The 18324-nt window shown below is 32.0% G+C and carries 18 protein-coding genes, 2 tRNA genes and 1 riboswitch; of the genes, 5 read left to right on the forward strand and 15 right to left on the reverse strand.

Translation table 11 applies throughout. The features are described from left to right. Nucleotides 1-5: 5 nt before the first annotated feature. The 3 genes from KTC92_RS10935 to KTC92_RS10945 all read right to left on the reverse strand — a co-directional run bounded on the left by KTC92_RS10935 (nucleotide 6) and on the right by KTC92_RS10945 (nucleotide 3569). Nucleotides 6-1292: a S1C family serine protease gene (locus KTC92_RS10935; RefSeq protein WP_216304583.1), complete on the reverse strand. Its 1287-nt coding sequence runs from the start codon at nucleotides 1290-1292 to the stop codon at nucleotides 6-8. 281 nt (nucleotides 1293-1573) lie between these two features. Continuing rightward, on the reverse strand, nucleotides 1574-2800 hold the full coding sequence (pepT, locus tag KTC92_RS10940) for a peptidase T (RefSeq protein ID WP_216303948.1): 1227 nt from the start codon (nucleotides 2798-2800) through the stop codon (nucleotides 1574-1576). A gap of 178 nt (nucleotides 2801-2978) precedes the next feature. Continuing rightward, complete coding sequence (locus tag KTC92_RS10945) at nucleotides 2979-3569, reverse strand: DUF1836 domain-containing protein (protein ID WP_220287727.1); 591 nt, start codon at nucleotides 3567-3569, stop codon at nucleotides 2979-2981. Nucleotides 3570-3920: 351 nt separating this feature from the next. On the opposite strand from KTC92_RS10945, the gene KTC92_RS10950 reads away from it, so the two are divergent. After that, nucleotides 3921-4574: a hemolysin III family protein gene (locus KTC92_RS10950; RefSeq protein WP_216303949.1), complete on the forward strand. Its 654-nt coding sequence runs from the start codon at nucleotides 3921-3923 to the stop codon at nucleotides 4572-4574. 126 nt (nucleotides 4575-4700) lie between these two features. Here KTC92_RS10950 and nth read toward each other — a convergent pair whose 3' ends face one another. From nth to KTC92_RS11005, 11 genes are all read right to left on the reverse strand, one after another. Next, nucleotides 4701-5336 (reverse strand): endonuclease III, encoded by a 636-nt coding sequence (gene nth, locus KTC92_RS10955; protein ID WP_216303950.1) that lies wholly within the window; start codon nucleotides 5334-5336, stop codon nucleotides 4701-4703. A 19-nt stretch (nucleotides 5337-5355) separates the two neighbouring features. Further along, on the reverse strand, nucleotides 5356-6315 hold the full coding sequence (locus KTC92_RS10960) for an L-threonine 3-dehydrogenase (RefSeq protein ID WP_220287729.1): 960 nt from the start codon (nucleotides 6313-6315) through the stop codon (nucleotides 5356-5358). Nucleotides 6316-6437: 122 nt separating this feature from the next. Continuing rightward, complete coding sequence (locus tag KTC92_RS10965) at nucleotides 6438-7631, reverse strand: glycine C-acetyltransferase (protein ID WP_216303951.1); 1194 nt, start codon at nucleotides 7629-7631, stop codon at nucleotides 6438-6440. Nucleotides 7632-7854: 223 nt separating this feature from the next. Next, nucleotides 7855-8562 carry a 1-acyl-sn-glycerol-3-phosphate acyltransferase gene (locus KTC92_RS10970; RefSeq protein WP_165413622.1) on the reverse strand — a complete coding sequence of 236 codons (708 nt, stop codon included), beginning with the start codon at nucleotides 8560-8562 and terminating at the stop codon, nucleotides 7855-7857. 38 nt (nucleotides 8563-8600) lie between these two features. Next, entirely contained in the window at nucleotides 8601-9593 is a 993-nt protein-coding gene (queG, locus tag KTC92_RS10975; RefSeq protein WP_220287732.1) for a tRNA epoxyqueuosine(34) reductase QueG, read from the reverse strand. Nucleotides 9594-9607: 14 nt separating this feature from the next. Continuing rightward, a complete protein-coding gene (gene epsC / locus KTC92_RS10980) occupies nucleotides 9608-10201 on the reverse strand; it encodes a serine O-acetyltransferase EpsC (protein WP_187351438.1) in 594 nt (197 codons plus the stop codon). Between the two features lie 283 nt (nucleotides 10202-10484). Beyond that, a complete protein-coding gene (gene cysK / locus KTC92_RS10985) occupies nucleotides 10485-11396 on the reverse strand; it encodes a cysteine synthase A (protein ID WP_216303953.1) in 912 nt (303 codons plus the stop codon). A 597-nt stretch (nucleotides 11397-11993) separates the two neighbouring features. Further along, nucleotides 11994-12974 (reverse strand): NAD(P)/FAD-dependent oxidoreductase, encoded by a 981-nt coding sequence (locus KTC92_RS10990; protein ID WP_216303954.1) that lies wholly within the window; start codon nucleotides 12972-12974, stop codon nucleotides 11994-11996. Between the two features lie 114 nt (nucleotides 12975-13088). Next, a tRNA-Trp gene (locus KTC92_RS10995) sits at nucleotides 13089-13164 on the reverse strand. A 48-nt stretch (nucleotides 13165-13212) separates the two neighbouring features. Beyond that, nucleotides 13213-13288: transfer RNA gene (locus KTC92_RS11000), tRNA-Trp, on the reverse strand. A gap of 116 nt (nucleotides 13289-13404) precedes the next feature. Further along, a complete protein-coding gene (locus KTC92_RS11005; protein ID WP_220287898.1) occupies nucleotides 13405-14466 on the reverse strand; it encodes an IS30 family transposase in 1062 nt (353 codons plus the stop codon). Between the two features lie 186 nt (nucleotides 14467-14652). On the opposite strand from KTC92_RS11005, the gene tsaE reads away from it, so the two are divergent. From tsaE to KTC92_RS11025, 4 genes are all read left to right on the forward strand, one after another. Continuing rightward, nucleotides 14653-15111 (forward strand): tRNA (adenosine(37)-N6)-threonylcarbamoyltransferase complex ATPase subunit type 1 TsaE, encoded by a 459-nt coding sequence (gene tsaE / locus KTC92_RS11010; RefSeq protein WP_216303955.1) that lies wholly within the window; start codon nucleotides 14653-14655, stop codon nucleotides 15109-15111. Continuing rightward, complete coding sequence (gene tsaB, locus KTC92_RS11015; RefSeq protein ID WP_220287805.1) at nucleotides 15108-15821, forward strand: tRNA (adenosine(37)-N6)-threonylcarbamoyltransferase complex dimerization subunit type 1 TsaB; 714 nt, start codon at nucleotides 15108-15110, stop codon at nucleotides 15819-15821. Before tsaE ends, tsaB begins: the two co-directional genes overlap by 4 nt. Then, nucleotides 15814-16263: a ribosomal protein S18-alanine N-acetyltransferase gene (gene rimI / locus KTC92_RS11020; protein ID WP_216303957.1), complete on the forward strand. Its 450-nt coding sequence runs from the start codon at nucleotides 15814-15816 to the stop codon at nucleotides 16261-16263. Before tsaB ends, rimI begins: the two co-directional genes overlap by 8 nt. A gap of 131 nt (nucleotides 16264-16394) precedes the next feature. Further along, complete coding sequence (locus tag KTC92_RS11025) at nucleotides 16395-17312, forward strand: polysaccharide deacetylase family protein (protein WP_216303958.1); 918 nt, start codon at nucleotides 16395-16397, stop codon at nucleotides 17310-17312. Between the two features lie 111 nt (nucleotides 17313-17423). On the opposite strand, the gene KTC92_RS11030 is transcribed toward KTC92_RS11025, so the two are convergent. Then, nucleotides 17424-18053, reverse strand: a complete 630-nt coding sequence (locus KTC92_RS11030; RefSeq protein WP_216303959.1) for an ECF transporter S component — start codon at nucleotides 18051-18053, stop codon at nucleotides 17424-17426. 91 nt (nucleotides 18054-18144) lie between these two features. Next, nucleotides 18145-18323: riboswitch (FMN riboswitch) on the reverse strand. Between the last annotated feature and the right edge of the window lies 1 nt (nucleotide 18324).

The raw sequence follows: 18324 nt of genomic DNA on the forward strand, positions 1-18324 counted from the left end.
TAAATTTACTCAGAAAGTGTTAAATTTACTTTTATCGTCTTTCCTTCTCTAACCAATTCTATTTTAATTATGTCACCTGCTTTATGTGTACCTTTAATCTTATTTATTTCTTCCACAGTTTTAATCTTTTTACCATCAAATTTAATAATTGTGTCCTCTACTCGCATTCCAGATTTCTCTGCGGCACTAAACTCTTTAATTTGTGCAATGTATACTCCCACTGGAATATTGTATTCCTTTGAAATATCTTCAGTGATGTCTCTGCAAGAAATTCCTATGTTAAGAACCGGTTTAAGCAAACTCTCAATTTTAGGATTTATTGTATTAATCGGTATTGAAAACCCCAATCCTTCTACTCCTTCTTGACCTATTTTAGCAGTATTTATCCCTATAACTTGTCCCTTAGAATTCACAAGCGGGCCACCACTATTACCTGGATTAATTGCTGCATCCGTTTGAATAAACTTTAAATCTTTATTTTCAATACTTATTTGCCTATTAACTGCACTAACAACTCCTTTAGTAACAGACCCCAGTAATTCTTTCCCTAAAGGGTTACCTATTGCTACCACAGATTCCCCTACCTGAAGCGTATCTGAATCTCCAAATTCAGCCACACCTGGAACATTAGTATTATCAGCTAATTTAATTACAGCTACATCAGCTGTAGCATCATAGTTGATTATTTTTGCAGAAACTTCCTTTCCATCACTAAGCATAACTTTAATATTCTGAGCCCCGCTTACGACATGATAGTTAGTTAAAATATATCCGTCTTTACTAAATATTATTCCAGTTCCAACACCTTCTTGCTGTTGATCTTGCCTCCTAACATCCTTACTTACACTAGATGTATTTGTAGAAATTGCAACTACAGCGGGCCCTACCTTTTTTACAATTTCAGGTGTAGTTAACTCCTCTGTACTATTAGCAGTAGTAAGCTTTACATTTGAATTACTAGACGCCGGTGTATTAGTTGCAGGTGTACCAGTCGTTCTTGTGTCCTTAATCATATTCATTGTTACAACAGCAGAACCTACACCTCCAAGCGCAGAACATACTATACCTACTATTATGTAAGATAATATTCTCTTACCCATCCCACATTTATTTTTTTTCACCTTTTTATTGTTTACTTCCGTATAATTAATATTTTCTAGCTTAAGATTAGTGTTTTCACTTTCTTTTTCGTTATACCCATCATTATCTGCATTTACCGTAAGTTTTTCGTTAACCCCTTCACTATGGATTATGTTTTCGTTCGTTTCATTGTTATTTGTATCGTCGCTCATATTATTTTCCTCCTCATTTACCCCGGTGTATAGATATTAGTCATTAACTATTATTCCCTCAAACATTATAATAAAATTTGATTTATATATACTTTTTTTTATTTTATCTTTAATTACATTCTAAGACCTTTATGTTACAATTTAGTGACAAACTTGTTAACAAACTTTTAATTAATATTATTTGTTTAACGACATTTCATAATCGCTTAAGATGATGAAATAATAAAGAAAACCATTATATAAAAATATAATGGTTTTCTTTATTGTAAAGATTCACCGTATTATTTACCAGCATATAACTCAACTATTTTAAGTATCACTTCAACAGCTTTTTCCATAGCAAATGTTGGAATGAATTCATATTTACCATGGAAATTATGTCCACCTGCGAATATATTGGGCGTTGGAAGTCCCATAAAGGAAAGCCTTGCACCATCCGTACCGCCTCTAATAGGTTGCGTTATAGGATTTATCCCTACTTCTTTCATAGCCAAGAATGCTGTATCTACAATATGTTTAACCGGCTCTATCTTTTCTTTCATATTAAAATATTGGTCCTTAACATCTATTTCAACTGTACCATTACCATATTTTTTATTTAGTTTATATGCTACATCCTTGATAAATACCTTCCTATTTTCAAATCTTTCACTATTAAAATCCCTTATAATATATTGAAGTTTTGATTCCTCAACTTCACCATTAAGACTAATCAAATGATAGAATCCTTCATAACCTTCTGTATTTGAGGGTGTCTCATTTTGTGGCATTGAATTTACAAATTCGTTTGCTATAAGTGTAGAGTGAATCATCTTTCCTTTCGCCGAACCCGGGTGAACATTTCTTCCATGAATACAAATTTTTGCTCCTGCGGCGTTGAAATTTTCATATTCTAGTTCTCCGATAGTTCCTCCATCCATAGTGTATGCAAAATCTGCATCAAATTTTTTCACGTCAAAAATATCTGCACCACGGCCTATTTCTTCGTCTGGTGTAAATCCAATACGAATAGTACCATGTGGGATATGGGGGTTTTCTATTAAATATTCTACAGCAGACATTATTTCTGAAATTCCTGCTTTATCATCAGCCCCCAGTAACGTAGTTCCATCGGTGGTTATAAGGGTTTTCCCTACGTAATTCTTTAGTTCCGGAAAATCTTTTGGAGACAGTACTATATTATTTTCTTTATTTAATATTATGTCTTCGCCATCATAGTTGTACACAAATTTAGGGTTAACATTTTTTCCTGATATATCTGGAGCGGTATCCATATGTGCTATAAATCCTATAGTTGGTATGTTTTTTTGTACATTTGCGGGGACAGTCGCCATTATATATCCATTATCATCTACACTTGCCTGTTTTAGCCCCATTGCCTTTAATTCCTTAACTAATTCTGTCGCAAGTCTCATTTGGCCAGTTGTGCTTGGAACCGTAGTTGATTCCTCATCAGATTTAGTATCGTAACTAACATACTTTAAAAATTTTTCTACAACTTTTGACATATGCTCATCTCCTTATCATTCATAAACTAATTCACTAGATATATACCATTATATTACAATTAGCTCGAATTTTAAACACTTTTTATAAGCATATTTAAATAAAATAACTGTTAATAGTTTATTTTTCATTACTAAGTTTTATATCAGAACTCCATAAATGAAATATGTACAAAATTTATTATTTTTTTTTCAAAAAGTTATCAATTAATTTTTCCGCCATTCTCTTTTGCATATTAGCTTTATTAATAAGTAGTAATATCATTAATATTAATTCTATTAACTCCCCATCTTTTTTTCCCATTTCTTTAATTCTCTCTTTTATAAATTCGGTATCTTTATCTATATCTTCTGCAAACTCTTGATTTTGAACTTCTTTAATTGCTAAAAAATTATTATATAAATCTTTTAATGGAATACTCATACTTTGAGGAGCTTTTATATCAATAATAGGATTAAATATTGTATTAATATCATTAATTGATATAGTCTGCTTCAAATTATAGATAAGTGTCAGCAGAATCATATGTTCATTAGTATATTTTTTATTTTTTGCTGGCATCAAAACCTTACCTTTAGTATAATTATTAATCATAGTTTTTGTAAGAATTTTATCTTCTTCATTTCTTCTAAGACTTCCAAGCTTTTCATTAAAAAAAGTTGTAACCTGATCCATATATAAATCTACGCACGGTATTTCCATTAAATTGATATCTTTTGTTCCTATAATCTCTTCAACTAATTCATTTAGACTTTCCTTGTTATAATCCATTTATTCCACCTCGCCTTCATTATATAGCATAGATTACTCATAATCCACAATTATGAATAATCTACAATTATAAGCACTCTAACTTATGACTTTTGTTTGATGGTGTTTGTAATAATTAAATCATCATCTTAGATGTTACAATATTAACTATAAATTTAATATTATTACTATTGATTTTTATCACTTTATAATGTAGTATTAATACATAGCTAATATAGTTTCAAAAACTATATATCGACTTACTATAACTGAAACCTATATTTAACTAGTAAATGTTACAAAAAGTTTATCCTTATTTTTTAAAATCATTAGATTTAAATAATAAATTTTAATTTTAAAGGAGTGAGTGATTTGTTATCAAAATTTAGAGAACCTGTAAGCAGCCTTACACACTTAGCTGGCGCTTTTTTATCCCTAATAGGTTTAATTCTTCTAATTAAATATTCCTTAATCATTTCAAATATGTATAACACTATTATACTTGCAGTATTTGGGGTAAGTTCAATACTCCTTTATTGTGCGAGTTCAACATATCACCAGTCCTTATCTTCACAAAAGGTTATAAAAATACTTAGAAGAGTAGATCATTCTATGATATATGTTCTAATAGCAGGGACATATACTCCTATATGCTTAATCGCTTTAAAAGGCACCATTGGAACCCTCCTTTTTTTTGGTATTTGGATTTTAGCTCTTATAGGAATTGTTTTGAAGATAGTTTGGTTTGATGCCCCTAGATCGCTATACACTGGATTCTATATTTTAATGGGTTGGATTTCTGTCATTGCTATTGTCCCTATTATAAAGGCTATATCCTTAGGTGGATTTATCTGGCTACTAGCCGGTGGGCTCTTTTATACTGTAGGAGCTGTTATATACGCTACTAAACGTCCCAAAATAAACCTAAAGCTTTTTGGATTTCACGAGATATTTCATATTTTTATTATGCTTGGAAGCCTTTGTCATTTTATACTTATGTTTAAGTACATAATGTACATTAACTAAATTTAATATAGTAAAAATTTTAAAAATATAATTCCATTAGTATATTCAAAAAATAAAAGCTCTTTAATATTTTCAAAATATAAAGGGCTTTTATTTTTCGATTTTCAGCTAGCTAAAGTTTGCTACCTATTTTCCTTTTCCATTTAGAAATTCACAATAAGGAGCTATTGGACACACCTCGCAATTAGGTTTCCTAGCTTTACATATTTTTCTGCCATGCCATATAATGTAATGATGAGCATCACTCCACATTTTTTTAGGAATATTTTTCATAAGCTTCTGCTCTACCTCGTAAACGTTCTTTCCTGGGGCAAGCCCTATTCTGTTTGATACTCTAAAAACGTGAGTATCTACAGCAATTGCCGGAATACCAAATGCATTAGATAAAACCACATTAGCAGTTTTTCTCCCAACTCCTGGAAGATCTATTAATTCTTCCATCGTGCTTGGCACTTCTCCATTATATTTTTCTAATATTAATTTTGTAGCTCCCAAAATATTTTTACTCTTATTATTATAAAATCCACAGCTTTTAATTTTTTCACCTAGTTCTAAGTCTGATAAAGCGATCATGGATTCTGGTGTATTATATTTCTTATACAACTTCTTTGTAACAATATTTACTCGATCATCTGTGCACTGTGCTGATAGTATGGTTGATACTAAAAGTTCATAATGCGTTGTAAAATCCAAGCCACACTTTGTCCCCGCATACGTTTCGTTAAGAATTTCAAGCACTGCTTTTATTGTTTTTTTATTCATATAAGTCACCTACTTTTCATTACTCAGCGCCAATTCCTTTAGCTCTTAATTTTTCGAGCATATCAATAGTCATTTTAGGCAAATTATATTCAGCAGTAAATCCCCATTCATTTTTAGCGCAGGTTGAATCCATTGAATTTGGCCATGAATTAGCTATTCCTTGTCTTACTGGATCTACATTATAATCCATAATAAACCCTGGAATATGTTTTTTAATTTCATTAGCTATTTCTTCTGGTTCAAAACTCATAGCCGCAATATTAAATGCATTTCTGTGTATTAATTTTGATGCATCAGCTTCCATTAACTTAATTATTGCATTTATTGCATCTGGCATATACATCATGTCCATTTTTGTCCCGCTGCCAATGAATGAAGTGTATTTACCTGACCTTAATGCTTCATAATATATATCAACAGCATAATCTGTTGTCCCTCCACCTGGAAGAACTTCATAAGAAATTAAACCTGGGAAGCGTACTCCTCTTGTATCAACCCCAAATTTCTTATAGTAATAATCACATAATAATTCTCCTGAAACTTTATTTACACCATACATAGTTGTTGGTCTTTGGATTGTATCCTGAGGAGTATTATCTTTAGGTGTAGATGGTCCAAACGCCCCTATAGAGCTAGGTGTAAAGAACTTGCATTTAAGTTCTCTAGCAACCTCTAAAGCATTTACAAGTCCACCCATATTTATATTCCAAGCGAGTAGTGGTTTTGCTTCAGCTGTTGCTGATAATAAGGCTGCTAAATGAATTAATGAATCTATTTCATATTTTTTGCAAAGCTCAAGCATAGCTTTATGGTCAGTTACATCCAGTATTTCAAAAGGTCCTGAAGTAACTACTTGACTATCCTCAGATTTCCTTAAATCTGTAGCTATTACATTATTACTGCCATAAATTTCTCTCATTTTCATTACGAGTTCAGAACCTATTTGTCCTAATGCCCCTGTTACTAATATTTTTTTCATTTTACACCCTTCCTCTCTACATTAAATAAATATTCCTAATATTTAATATTAATTTAGGTATAACACCTAGTAATTATGTGTTATACCTAAATTAAATCAGCTCCTGCGGAGCTGCATATTCCTTATTTTATTATGTTCATTTCTCTGCCAACTTTTGCATAAGTAGCTAAAGCTTCATCTAACATTTCTTTTGTATGAGCTGCCGTGGGCATATTTCTTACTCTCCCAGTTCCCTTTCTAACAGTTGGAAATACTATCGATTTTGCGTAAACGCCTTCTTCAAAAAGTTTCTTACTAAATTCTTGAGTTTTAACTTCGTCTCCTATTATACATGGAGTAATAGGAGTTTCACTATTTCCAATATTAAAGCCAAGTTCTTTTAAACCATTCTTTAAATAATTTGCATTTTCCCAAAGCCTATCATGTAACTCAGTGCTTTCTGTAAGAATATTAATAGCTTCAATAGCCGCACCTGCAGCTCCTGGAGTTAGTGATGTTGAGAATAGGAATGGTCTAGCACGAACCATGAGCCAATCAATTAGATTCTGCGATCCAGCTACATATCCACCTACAACTCCAATAGCCTTTGATAAAGTCCCAATTTGGAAATCTATTTTATCTGACAATCCAAAGTGATGTACGGTGCCTGTCCCTTTTCCAAGGACTCCTGAACCGTGAGCATCATCAACATATGTTATTAAGTCAAACTCTTCTGCTATCTTGACAATTTCCGGAAGTTTCGCAATGTCCCCATCCATAGAGAATACGCCATCGGTAATAACCATTATTTTTTCATATAAACCCGATTCTACTGCCTCTTTTGCCTTATTTCTTAAATCTACCATATCAGAGTGTTCTACTCTTATGATTTTCGCACCAGATAATCTACATCCATCTATTATTGATGCATGATTCAATGAATCTGAAAGAATTGCATCTTTTTTATTCATTACTGCTGAAATTGCGCCCATATTACAATTAAACCCTGACTGAAAAGCAATAGCTGCTTCTGTATGTTTAAATTTAGCAAGTTTTTGCTCTAATTCAATATGAATTTCTAAAGTACCATTTATTGTTCTAACAGCACCTGCTCCTGCACCATATTTTTTAGTTGCTTCAATAGTAGCCTCAATCATTCTAGGATTAGTAGCAAGACCTAAATAATTATTTGAAGATAAGTTAATTAATTTTTTATCTCCAATTGTAATAACAGGCCCATTTGAACTCTTTAGGGTATTTATCACATTATATAAACCTTTACTTTTCAAATCTTCTAAATTTTCTTTTAAAAATTTCCCAAGTACTTTACTTCCCATGTAACATACCTCCAACTTTTTATTTTTGAAATTCTCATTATAATCCATGAGAATTTCATATTTAATCATAACTCTATTATATATCATTTAATAGTAAAATGCCTTTAATTTATAAAATTTATTCCAATTTAATGTAAAAAATGTTTTTTATATACTTTTCTATCAAATAAAATCCATCATAAAGTTTTTTTCTTCATTTTTTTATACTAATGAAACTTTTCTTTCATTTACAATCGGAATATACTCCCCTATACTGCTCTGGTAGCATCACAGCTATACTTGACATTATTTCATGCATAACCCTATCATAATACTCGTTTTTATCCTCATCTTGGTTTTTACTTGGGAGTAAAACAGGCCCACCAATATTAATGTTTACATCTGCATAATTAAATCTTTCTGACGCCATGTCATTGTCATTAATTGATAGTAACTTTTCCGTTCCCCAAATACCTATTGGAACAATTGTTGCCTTTGATAATTTAGCCATTAATATAAGACCCTTCTTACCCTCTATCATTTTTCCATTTCTACTTCTAGTACCCTCTGGAAAAATCATAATGTTATTGCCTTGTTTTAGCGTACTAACAATTTTAGATATAGCTTCCTTATCTGCTGAATTAGGTTTTAACTTTATTGTCTTAGCAACGTGAAAACCTAATTTTGTAAGCTTATTATCTGTTAGCTTTACGCCGGCAACAAAAGTTACATTGTGGTCCTTTAATAACTTATTCATAACTATACCATCTGCATTGCTTAAATGATTGCATATGAAAATTATAGGAGATTTTATATCATTAATTTTCTCTATTCCGTGAGTTTTAATGTTTGCGTATTTATTAATATATGAATCAATTAGTTTATTTGCTATAAAGGATACAACTTTATCTGGCAAAATGTCTATTATTCTTAACACCGCTTTAGAAACCATCACAATTCCACCTTTCATAATAAATAATTATAACATTATTATAATTTTAAAAGCTTTAAAAGTCTATAATAATAATCTCTTATATAAGGCGATGTATCCTTCTTTATAGTTATAATTTTACATTTTTCTGTAATAACCTCATTAATCATTGCATTCCTCTTAAGTATATTTTTACCTCTCCATCCACAAGAAGTTATTTTGTACTTATCTTTAAATAACTGATTATCAATATTCATTAATGCTTGCACGTCGATTCTCTTCATATGTTCATAAGGTTTAAATTCTTCAATAGAGCTAAATTCAATTTCTTTATTAAAGTGACATACTCTCTGACAGGTATCACAACCAAATAGTCTACCATTTAATTTTCCGAACCAAGAATCCTCTATATCTTTTTTCTGTGTTATGTAGGATAGACATATATTTGCATCATTATTTATTCCTACTCTCCCTTTGACTATAGAATTTGTAGGACAGGCTGCTAAACACATCTCACAATCACCACATTTTTGCTTAAGTGGCTTGTCTGGCTCTATTACTAGATCTGTTATTATTTCTCCTAAAAAAACATATGAGCCGTACTTTTCAGTTATCAAAGTATTGTTTTTTCCTATGAATCCCACTCCACTACTGCACGCAATGTATCTTTCCGGAAGCGCATTGCTATCCACAAAGCACATAGCTTTTGCACCCATGCCTTCAATGAATTTGCAAATTTTTTCCATATACTCAGTTGTAACAACATGATAATCTCTACCCATGGTATATTTTGAAAAATGCGTTCTCTGATTAAAATCTAAATCATATAGATATGGAAACGCAATAGAAATTATAGTTTTCCCACTGGGCATATATATAAATGGATTTATTCTATTATCTACAATTTGCTCCTCAAACTCATTTTCTAGCCCTAGTTCTTTTCTTTTCTCAAAATAAGGACTTAGCTCATAGAAAATTCTACATTTGCTAAATCCTATTACATCTAAGCCATTTTTTTTACAAAACTTTATTATTTCTTCTTTAATATCCATATTGTCTTTCCCTTTTATATTACCATATCGTTGTACATTCTTTTAGTTTCACCTGCATAATCCTTAATTTCTATTATAGTTGAATTCTTTACAAAAATTATTCTAGCAGGAATACCTACAGCAGTGGCCTTAGCTAATACATCTTTTAAAACTACAGCATTGGCACCAATCTTACTACCAGTTCCTATTTTAATTGGTCCCAAAATCTTTGCACCAGCACCCACCACCACATCACTGCCTAAAGTAGGATGCCTTTTTCCTGTATCCTTACCTGTTCCACCTAGTGTAACTCCTTGATACAAGGTCACATTGTCCCCAATTTCTGTAGTTTCTCCAATTACTACTCCCGTCCCATGATCTATAAATAATCCTTTTCCTATTTTAGCCCCTGGATGAATTTCTATTCCAGTAAAAAACCTAGCTAATTGAGATATAGATCTAGATATAAAATAGATTTTATGATTATATAATAAATGAGCTATTCTATATATTATTATAGCATGGATAGACGGATATAATAATATTACTTCTACCCAATTCTTAGCTGCTGGATCCTTTTCTAATACATTATTAATTTCGTATCCTAGCAATTTAAACATTTTAAACATATGATAATTCCCTCCTATAGAATTATATTTTGTGAATATCGAAATTCATATTCTTAGATATAAATTTCCATATATGTTAACCCACAGACTACTTATCTATAGAGTAGAAATAAATATTTTCACCTTGTTAAATCATCTCCTGCGGAGCTGCACCATCTTAGTAGAAGATAAATTAACGACTTCAAAAGGAGATTTATGCCCCCACTGAAGTTTTCTATTTGTTAGGGTAGTAACTCCCACTTATAGAAGTGGGAGACTTTCCTTTTGAAATGTCGTTAAAAATTTAATCATAGATTCCCATTGAAATATATTTTTCTCCTCCGTCAGGTGCAACAGTTACAATCTTTCTACCCTTGCCTACTTTACTCGCAATTTTCATAGCTGCTGCGATATTAGCCCCTGCTGAAATCCCTACTAATATGCCTTCTTCTTTAGCTATTCTTTTTGCTATTTCAAAAGCCTCTTCATCAGAAATTTTTATTATTTCATCAACTACACTACTATCATAGATATCTGGCACAAAACCTGCTCCTATTCCTTGTATTTTATGAGGTCCAGGTTCCCCTCCTGATAATACGGGAGAGTTTTCTGGTTCAACCGCAACTACTTTAATTCCAAGTTTAGCTTCTTTTAATCTTCTTCCTATCCCAGCAATTGTTCCTCCAGTTCCTACTCCAGCTACAAAAATATCTACGTCCTCTACATCTCTAATAATTTCTTCTGCAGTAGTATCATAATGTTTTTCTGGATTTGCTAAATTAATAAATTGTTGTGGCATAAAAAAGCTAGAATTTCCCTCCGCTATTTCTTTTGCCTTATTTATAGCACCCTTCATCCCTTTTATCCCATCTGTAAGTACAAGTTGTGCTCCATAAGACTTAATCAAATTGCGTCTTTCAACACTCATGCTATCTGGCATAACAATAATTACTTCATACCCTTTAATTCTTCCAATCATAGCCAAAGCTATTCCCATATTTCCACTGGTTGGTTCAACTATAGTAAATCCTTCTTTTAATATTCCTAGTTTTTCAGCTTTCTCTATCATTCCAAGGGCAGCTCTATCTTTTATACTTCCAGCTGGATTGTATTTTTCTAATTTCACAAAAATATCAGCCATATCACCCTCAACTAATTTATTTAATTTTAGAACCGGTGTTGCTCCTATCATATCTAAAACATTGTTATACATCATAATAATATCCCTCCAATTTTAAAATAAGTAATCTACCTTCAAAAGCTATCTATATTCCTGCATCCTTAGTATTTTAAATAAAAATCATCACGTATATAATTATATTTTTAATATTTCAAAAGTTTTTGGGTACAAAAAAAACTCCCTCTAATTTAGAGACGAAGTTTTACTTCGTGGTCCACTCTAAGTTATAACCACTAAATTGATTATAAAGCCACTTTTTCAAGCACAGCGCTATGCTCTATCACTATAACGGGTGAATCCCGATGCAGCCTACCAAAGACACATTCATGTGACTTTTTCGGTGCATAACTCCAAAGGGCACTTCATATAAGTCGACCATAAGAATCCTCTCAGCTTTAGACTCTCTCTCTGTAAATTCTTCTTATATTACTTTCCTTCTTCTAAGTATTTCCTAGTATTTCAGTATGAATTACTTTTCTTTATTATATTCTTAACATCAAAATATGTCAATACTATTTTTTTGTTTTTATGTCATTATTTTTCACGTTTATATTTACACAAATAAAAAAAACCATTAAAATAAGCTAACAGTTTTAAATTCACTTATATTGGTAAACCATAAAAGTTTACGTACTAGATGTTAGAATTCTTTATGTATTGCGAAGTGCTAATACCTATGTTATAACTTTGCTTTACCACATTTTCAGAAGAATCATAACCAATAGCTACGCTTCCGCAGGCAAAGACGCCGGCTATATTAGTTTGTGAACTTTCATTTAATTCAATTTTCCCTGTTGATTCATTAATTAGTATTTCTACTTGTTTTGCTAATTCATTGTCCGGATATAAGTTTACAGATAATAGTAACGCATCACAAGAAATATATTCCTCACTATCTTTAATAACTTCATTATTTTTATTAATTTTTACTAAAGTTATCCCCTCAAGCCTTGTTTTGCCTTTGATATCCGCCACCTTCTGTTTTATTTTTAAAGGTATATTAAAATCATTCAGGGAATCAATGAGTTTTTTGTCAGTTGCCTCAATAAAATCTTTACTTTCAACTACAGCTTTAACATTAGCTCCTTCAATTGCTAGCCTACTTGCTACTGTTAATGCAATATCTCCTGTACCCAATATAACTATTTCTTTTCCTGGCATATATCCTTCTATATTTATAAATTTCTGTGCACACCCCACCGTGTATATACCTGCACATCTACTACCTGGCAGATTCAAAAATCCTCTTGGCCTTTCTCTACACCCGGTCGCAATTATTATAGCTTTCGCTCCAATTTTAAAAATCCCATCACACGCATTCACTGCATTAATTTCTTTAGTATTACTTAAATCTAAAACAGTAGTATTTAATTTATATGAAATACCCAATTTATTAACTTTATCTATAAATTTCTGCACAAACTCCGGTCCTGTCAATTCTTCACTAAAAATATTCTTGCCAAATCCATTATGAATACACTGATTTATTGTTCCGCCTAATTGATTTTCTCTTTCTAAAATCAAAATTCTACATTTATAGTGCTCTTTAGCTGAAATAGCTGCTGCAAGGCCTGCTGTACCTCCCCCAATTACTACTATGTCATATAGTTGCATTACATACCCTCCAGTTTTTTTCAGATGCCTAACATTAAAATTTAATGATTCATTATAATGCATATTTAAATAAGTAACGTAAAAACCCGTGAAAATAATTTCACAGGTTTTATTTGGCAGGGGTAGTAGGACTCGAACCTACAACCAATGGTTTTGGAGACCACTACTCTACCAATTGAGCCATACCCCTTTATTAACTTTTAAAATGCAAAAATGTAAAAATGTAAAAATGTAAAAATGGCAGGGGTAGTAGGACTCGAACCTACAACCAATGGTTTTGGAGACCACTACTCTACCAATTGAGCCATACCCCTAAAATACATCTGAATTATATCACGTGTTATAAATAAATGCAAGATTTTTTTATATTTTAATCTCTTAGTGTAGATTGCAATATAAAATGTCCGAAATTTTCAAGAAAAATATAATGTTAAGTTGTAATGGTTTTCTGTTCCATCATATTGGCAGATAAACCGTTGAAAATCCTTCTTGGATAATTGTTGATCCAGTGCTGTATTTGCATAATTTGTTTTTTAGAGAATGCTGAAATATCCACACCTTTTGGGATAAATCGTCGTATCATTTTATTGATATTTTCGTTTGTGCCTCGCTCCCATGAACTATATGGGTGAGCATAATATACTTTAGTTCTCTTTCGTTTATTTCTTACTGAGTTCTCAATACCCTCGAAATCAAGGTTCTCACAGCCGTTATCACAGGTGATTGTTTTAAATGTTTTCGAGAATAACATTCCCATTTTACGCTCCAATTTGTCCAATTCTTTCACGACAGCCGCCTGTGATTTAGATGGTATTTTAAAGACTAACTCCTTACGAGTTACTCTTTCACTTAACACCATCAAGACAGTTTTTGTACCCTGTTTGCCAACTACAGTGTCCATTTCCCAGTGGCCTATCTCATCACGTGCAGCTACAGCTGCAGGTCTCTCCGATATGCTAGTTCCTTTGGTATTGTTATACGCTGATCTTATTTTTTTATAGTTTCTCTTTTTAGCATTCTTTTTAACAGGCAGATCTTTGTTACTTATATTTAAAAACAAATTATTATCCAAATAGTTATACACAGTTTTGAAGCAAATAGTTGTTTCAAATTGTAGATCTTTATTTGTGATATTTTGAATAGCTGCATACGGAGATTCGCCATCTATACCAATAGCTTTTTCTAAGTACTTCACCAATTTATGATCTTTTCCTATTTTTAATGCAGGACCTTTAGCGGTACCTTGTTTGTCATGCTCTGACTGCCCAATTTCTGCGCTATATTCCATTCGAGTGGTTAAGTCACTATTCAATAGTTCTACAATTCCTTTAGCAATTTCACGCCTTATTGTACGTTCTGAGCGCCCACCTATTTGCTCCGCAATACGAGTTGAATTAAGTCCCATTTTGTGTAAAGCTTCTAACTTTATGCGTTCCTCGTATGTTAGGTGTTTACCTTTTCTGCTCTGTGTGATAAAATCTAATTGACTCATTTGAAATCCTCCCGTATATGTTGGTTTAGTCACTTAACATTATACAAGAGTATTTCTCTTGAGTCTTTATTTTTTGTTACTCTTCGGTCATTTCATTATACAACTTACCATTTTAATCTCTTAGGAAACACTGAGGCCTTTTCTTTTTCTATGTTTTAGGATAAAATATTTAGTGAGGTGAAACTTATGGAATACATAGTAACTACAGTAGACGAAACTTATAAAATAGGCGAATTAATAGGTTCACATGTAAATTCAGGGGACATAGTTTGCTTAATTGGTGACTTAGGCACTGGCAAAACTCATTTAACAAAAGGAATTGCAAAAGGCTTAGATATAAAAGATCATATCACAAGCCCTACATTTACAATTGTAAATGAATATACAGGTCGCTTGAAATTATATCATTTTGATGTCTACAGGGTAAATGACCCTGACGAAATAGCAGCTATAGGCTTTGATGAATATATATTTAGTGATGGCGTTAGTATTATTGAGTGGGCTAATTATATTGAAGAACTGATTCCACCCAATAATTTATCCATTACCATAGAAAAACTTCCTAGATTGGGAGATGATTTCAGAAAGATCAACATCCGATATTCTGATAAAAGATATGATTATATAAAGGAGATAAAACTATGAAGATTTTAAGTCTGGATTCTGCTACACAATCAGCAACTTGTGCTATCCTTGACGATAACAAAGTTCTTGGTGAAATAACTTTTAATTATAAAAAACAACATTCTCAAATACTTATGCATATAATTGATCAATTATTAAAAAATACAGGAATAACCATAAGTGATATTGATGCCTTTGTAGCATCAAAGGGGCCCGGTTCCTTTACAGGCCTTAGAATAGGGATGGCTACCATTAAGGGGTTAAGCCAAGGCTCAAAAAAGCCTTTTGTAACTGTATCTACCTTAGATTCTTTAGCATATAACTTAGCATATACAGATGGAATTATTTGTCCTTTGCTAGATGCTTTAAGAGATAATGTTTATACTGCCTTATATACTTTTAATAATTACGAGCTCACCCGCATCAGTGACTATATTAATATTTCCTTAGATGAATTAATAAATATGCTTAAAGAGAAAAATTGCAATATTTCCTTTGTAGGAGATGGAACTTTCAAATTCAAAGAAAAACTTATAGCAAATTTACCTAAAGCCAATTTTGCTCCAGCGCATTTAAACTTAGCTAAGGCTTCATCCCTAGGCGAATTAGGGCTCAACCTTTTATCTAATGGAACATTCGATGATATATACTCGTCAGTGCCTATTTACCTTAGGCAGCCGCAAGCTGAGAGGGAGTACGAAGAAAAGATGAGGCAAATAAAAAATGAATAGCGATTTTAAAATTTGCCCAATGGACGCATCATCTATTAAATCCATACTCAATATTAGCGAGTTAAGCTTTCCTATTTCATGGAGCTACGAATCACTCCAAAGTGAACTAGATAATAAATTTGCTAAATATGTTGTATTAAAAAAGGGCAATTCTATAGTAGGTTATGGAGGAATGTGGCTAATTATAGATGAAGCCCATGTTACTAATGTTGCAATTCACCCTGATGCCCGTGGTCATGGCGGCGGCGACCTCATCGTGGAAGCCTTATTTAAAATTTGCAGGAAACTAAAAGTTACAGCAATAACCTTAGAGGTTAGAAGTTCAAATTTCGCTGCTATAAACTTATATCAAAAGTATGGCTTTGAAAATGAAGGCATTAGACGTCATTATTATGAAGATAACGGGGAAGATGCAGTAATTATGTGGAATCGACACCTATAGCAGATAGCGTAAAAAGACTAGCTCTTGCCAGTCTTTTTTTTATTCTCTACTAAAAATTTAGCAAGCATGAGAATAAAATGGTATAATGTGGGTGAACTGTTTAAAATATATTAGAGTAAGGGGTAATATTTATGACCAAAAAAATTATATTAGCACTATTTTTTGCATTACTATTGGTTGGATGCAATTCCTTAGCTAGTCCAACTTCCAGTAAAAGCACAATAGTTTCAGATGATTCTCAGAGTAAATCACCAAAACCAGTAGATAATTCATCTAACATCCCACGCTTATCAACAACGCTTAAAGATCCGATTGTTAGAACATTTGATCAAACTGAAGGTGTGTCAAAAAAAATACCAATATTGATGTATCATCATCTACTAAAGAAAAAAGAAAACACATTTACAAATAATGGTGTAGTATTAAATCTTGAAAATTTTCAGCAACAAATGGACTACTTATACACTAATAAATACACTACAATAAATCTAGCTGAATTAGAACAGTGGCTTTTAGGGAATTTGGAACTACCTAAAAAATCAGTATGTATAACATTTGATGATGGATATTTAAGTAGCTACATTTATGCCTATCCTATTTTGAAGAAATATAATTTTAAAGCTGCACAATTTTTAATTACATCTTATGTCAAGGATAATAGTGTTGAATTTAATCCTAAAACACAACAATTCTTAAGTTGGAAAAATATTTCTGAAACTACTGATGTATTTGAATATTCAAACCATACCCATAATTTACATAAAACAGAGAATAACAAGGGTTATTTAATTACAAAACCTTTAGATTATGTAAAAAAAGATTTAATAAAAAATACGGAACTAACCGGCAGCCATTATCTATCTTATCCTTATGGACACCATAACGATGATGTATTAACCCTTCTGCCTAAAATAGGAATACGAATGGCTGTTACTGTTAATAATGGAAGCGTAAAGAGAGGAGATTCTTTACTAGAGCTAAATAGATATGGAATATATCCTAAAACATCCATATCTACATTTAAAAGCATGGTTAATTGTGAATGGTGAACAATAAAACTAAAGGATGGCTTCTGCATTGTGCAGAAGTCATCCTTTAGTTTGTTAATACCCTTTTTTTAAAATCTTTGAAATAAGTCCCTATTTATATACCAGTGTTTTTTATATTTTTTGTTCTCTACTTTTGTATTCTCTCTCCATATTCTCTTTATGAAGTATAGGCGAAACACTCTTATATAAAGCTAAGGTCATTGCTGATAATACCATTCCTTTAAGTAAATTAAAAGGAATAATTGACCAAATAATGAAAGAATTCAAATCGACAATGTTATGATTTATTTTTGATCCCATTTCTATAACGCTAGCTACTGGGAATCCTAATACTTTTTCATATAAAGGTAAAACAACAAAATAGTTTAATATCCCTGCAAAAATCGACATACAAATTACTCCTATTAATAATCCAGCAATAGCCCCACCTTTGCTTTTGCGGGCCTTGTAAATATATCCCGATACTAATACTAAACATGAACCCACTAGAAAATTTGCTACTTCTCCAACGAAGGCTGTTTTAGTAGCTAGCATTCCATGTAATATATTTTTAAAGAGTTCAATAACTACTCCCGCTATTGGTCCTAATGCAAAGGCCCCTAAAAGTGCTGGCAGGTCGCTGATGTCAATTTTTAAGAAATCAGGGAAAATCGGTATTGGTAACTCAATGTACATCAAAAGAAAAGCCATAACAGATAAAAGTGATATTTTGATTAGTTTAACAAGTTTTTCGTCTCTCATTTTTAGTGCCCCCTAATTAACTATATCTCCTAGGGATGGATATAATACAAGCCCTGACATAGTACTATGCCAGGGCAAATTTATATATATATCACATCTTCTTTTATCCAGACTATACTGTCGGCTTCGGAATCAAATCATCACCCAAGGGTGCTGTCTTAACGACTTCGGAAGGAAAACTCTCTTCCAAAATGTCGTTAAACCGAATCAGCCTTACGGCTCGCGGGCTTTACCGCCGGTGGGGAAATTAGCCCCGCCCTGAAGATTATTA

Origin of the sequence: Clostridium sp. CM027, assembly GCF_024730565.1 — a bacterium.
Classification (GTDB): Bacteria; Bacillota; Clostridia; order Clostridiales; family Clostridiaceae; genus Clostridium_AD; species Clostridium_AD estertheticum_B.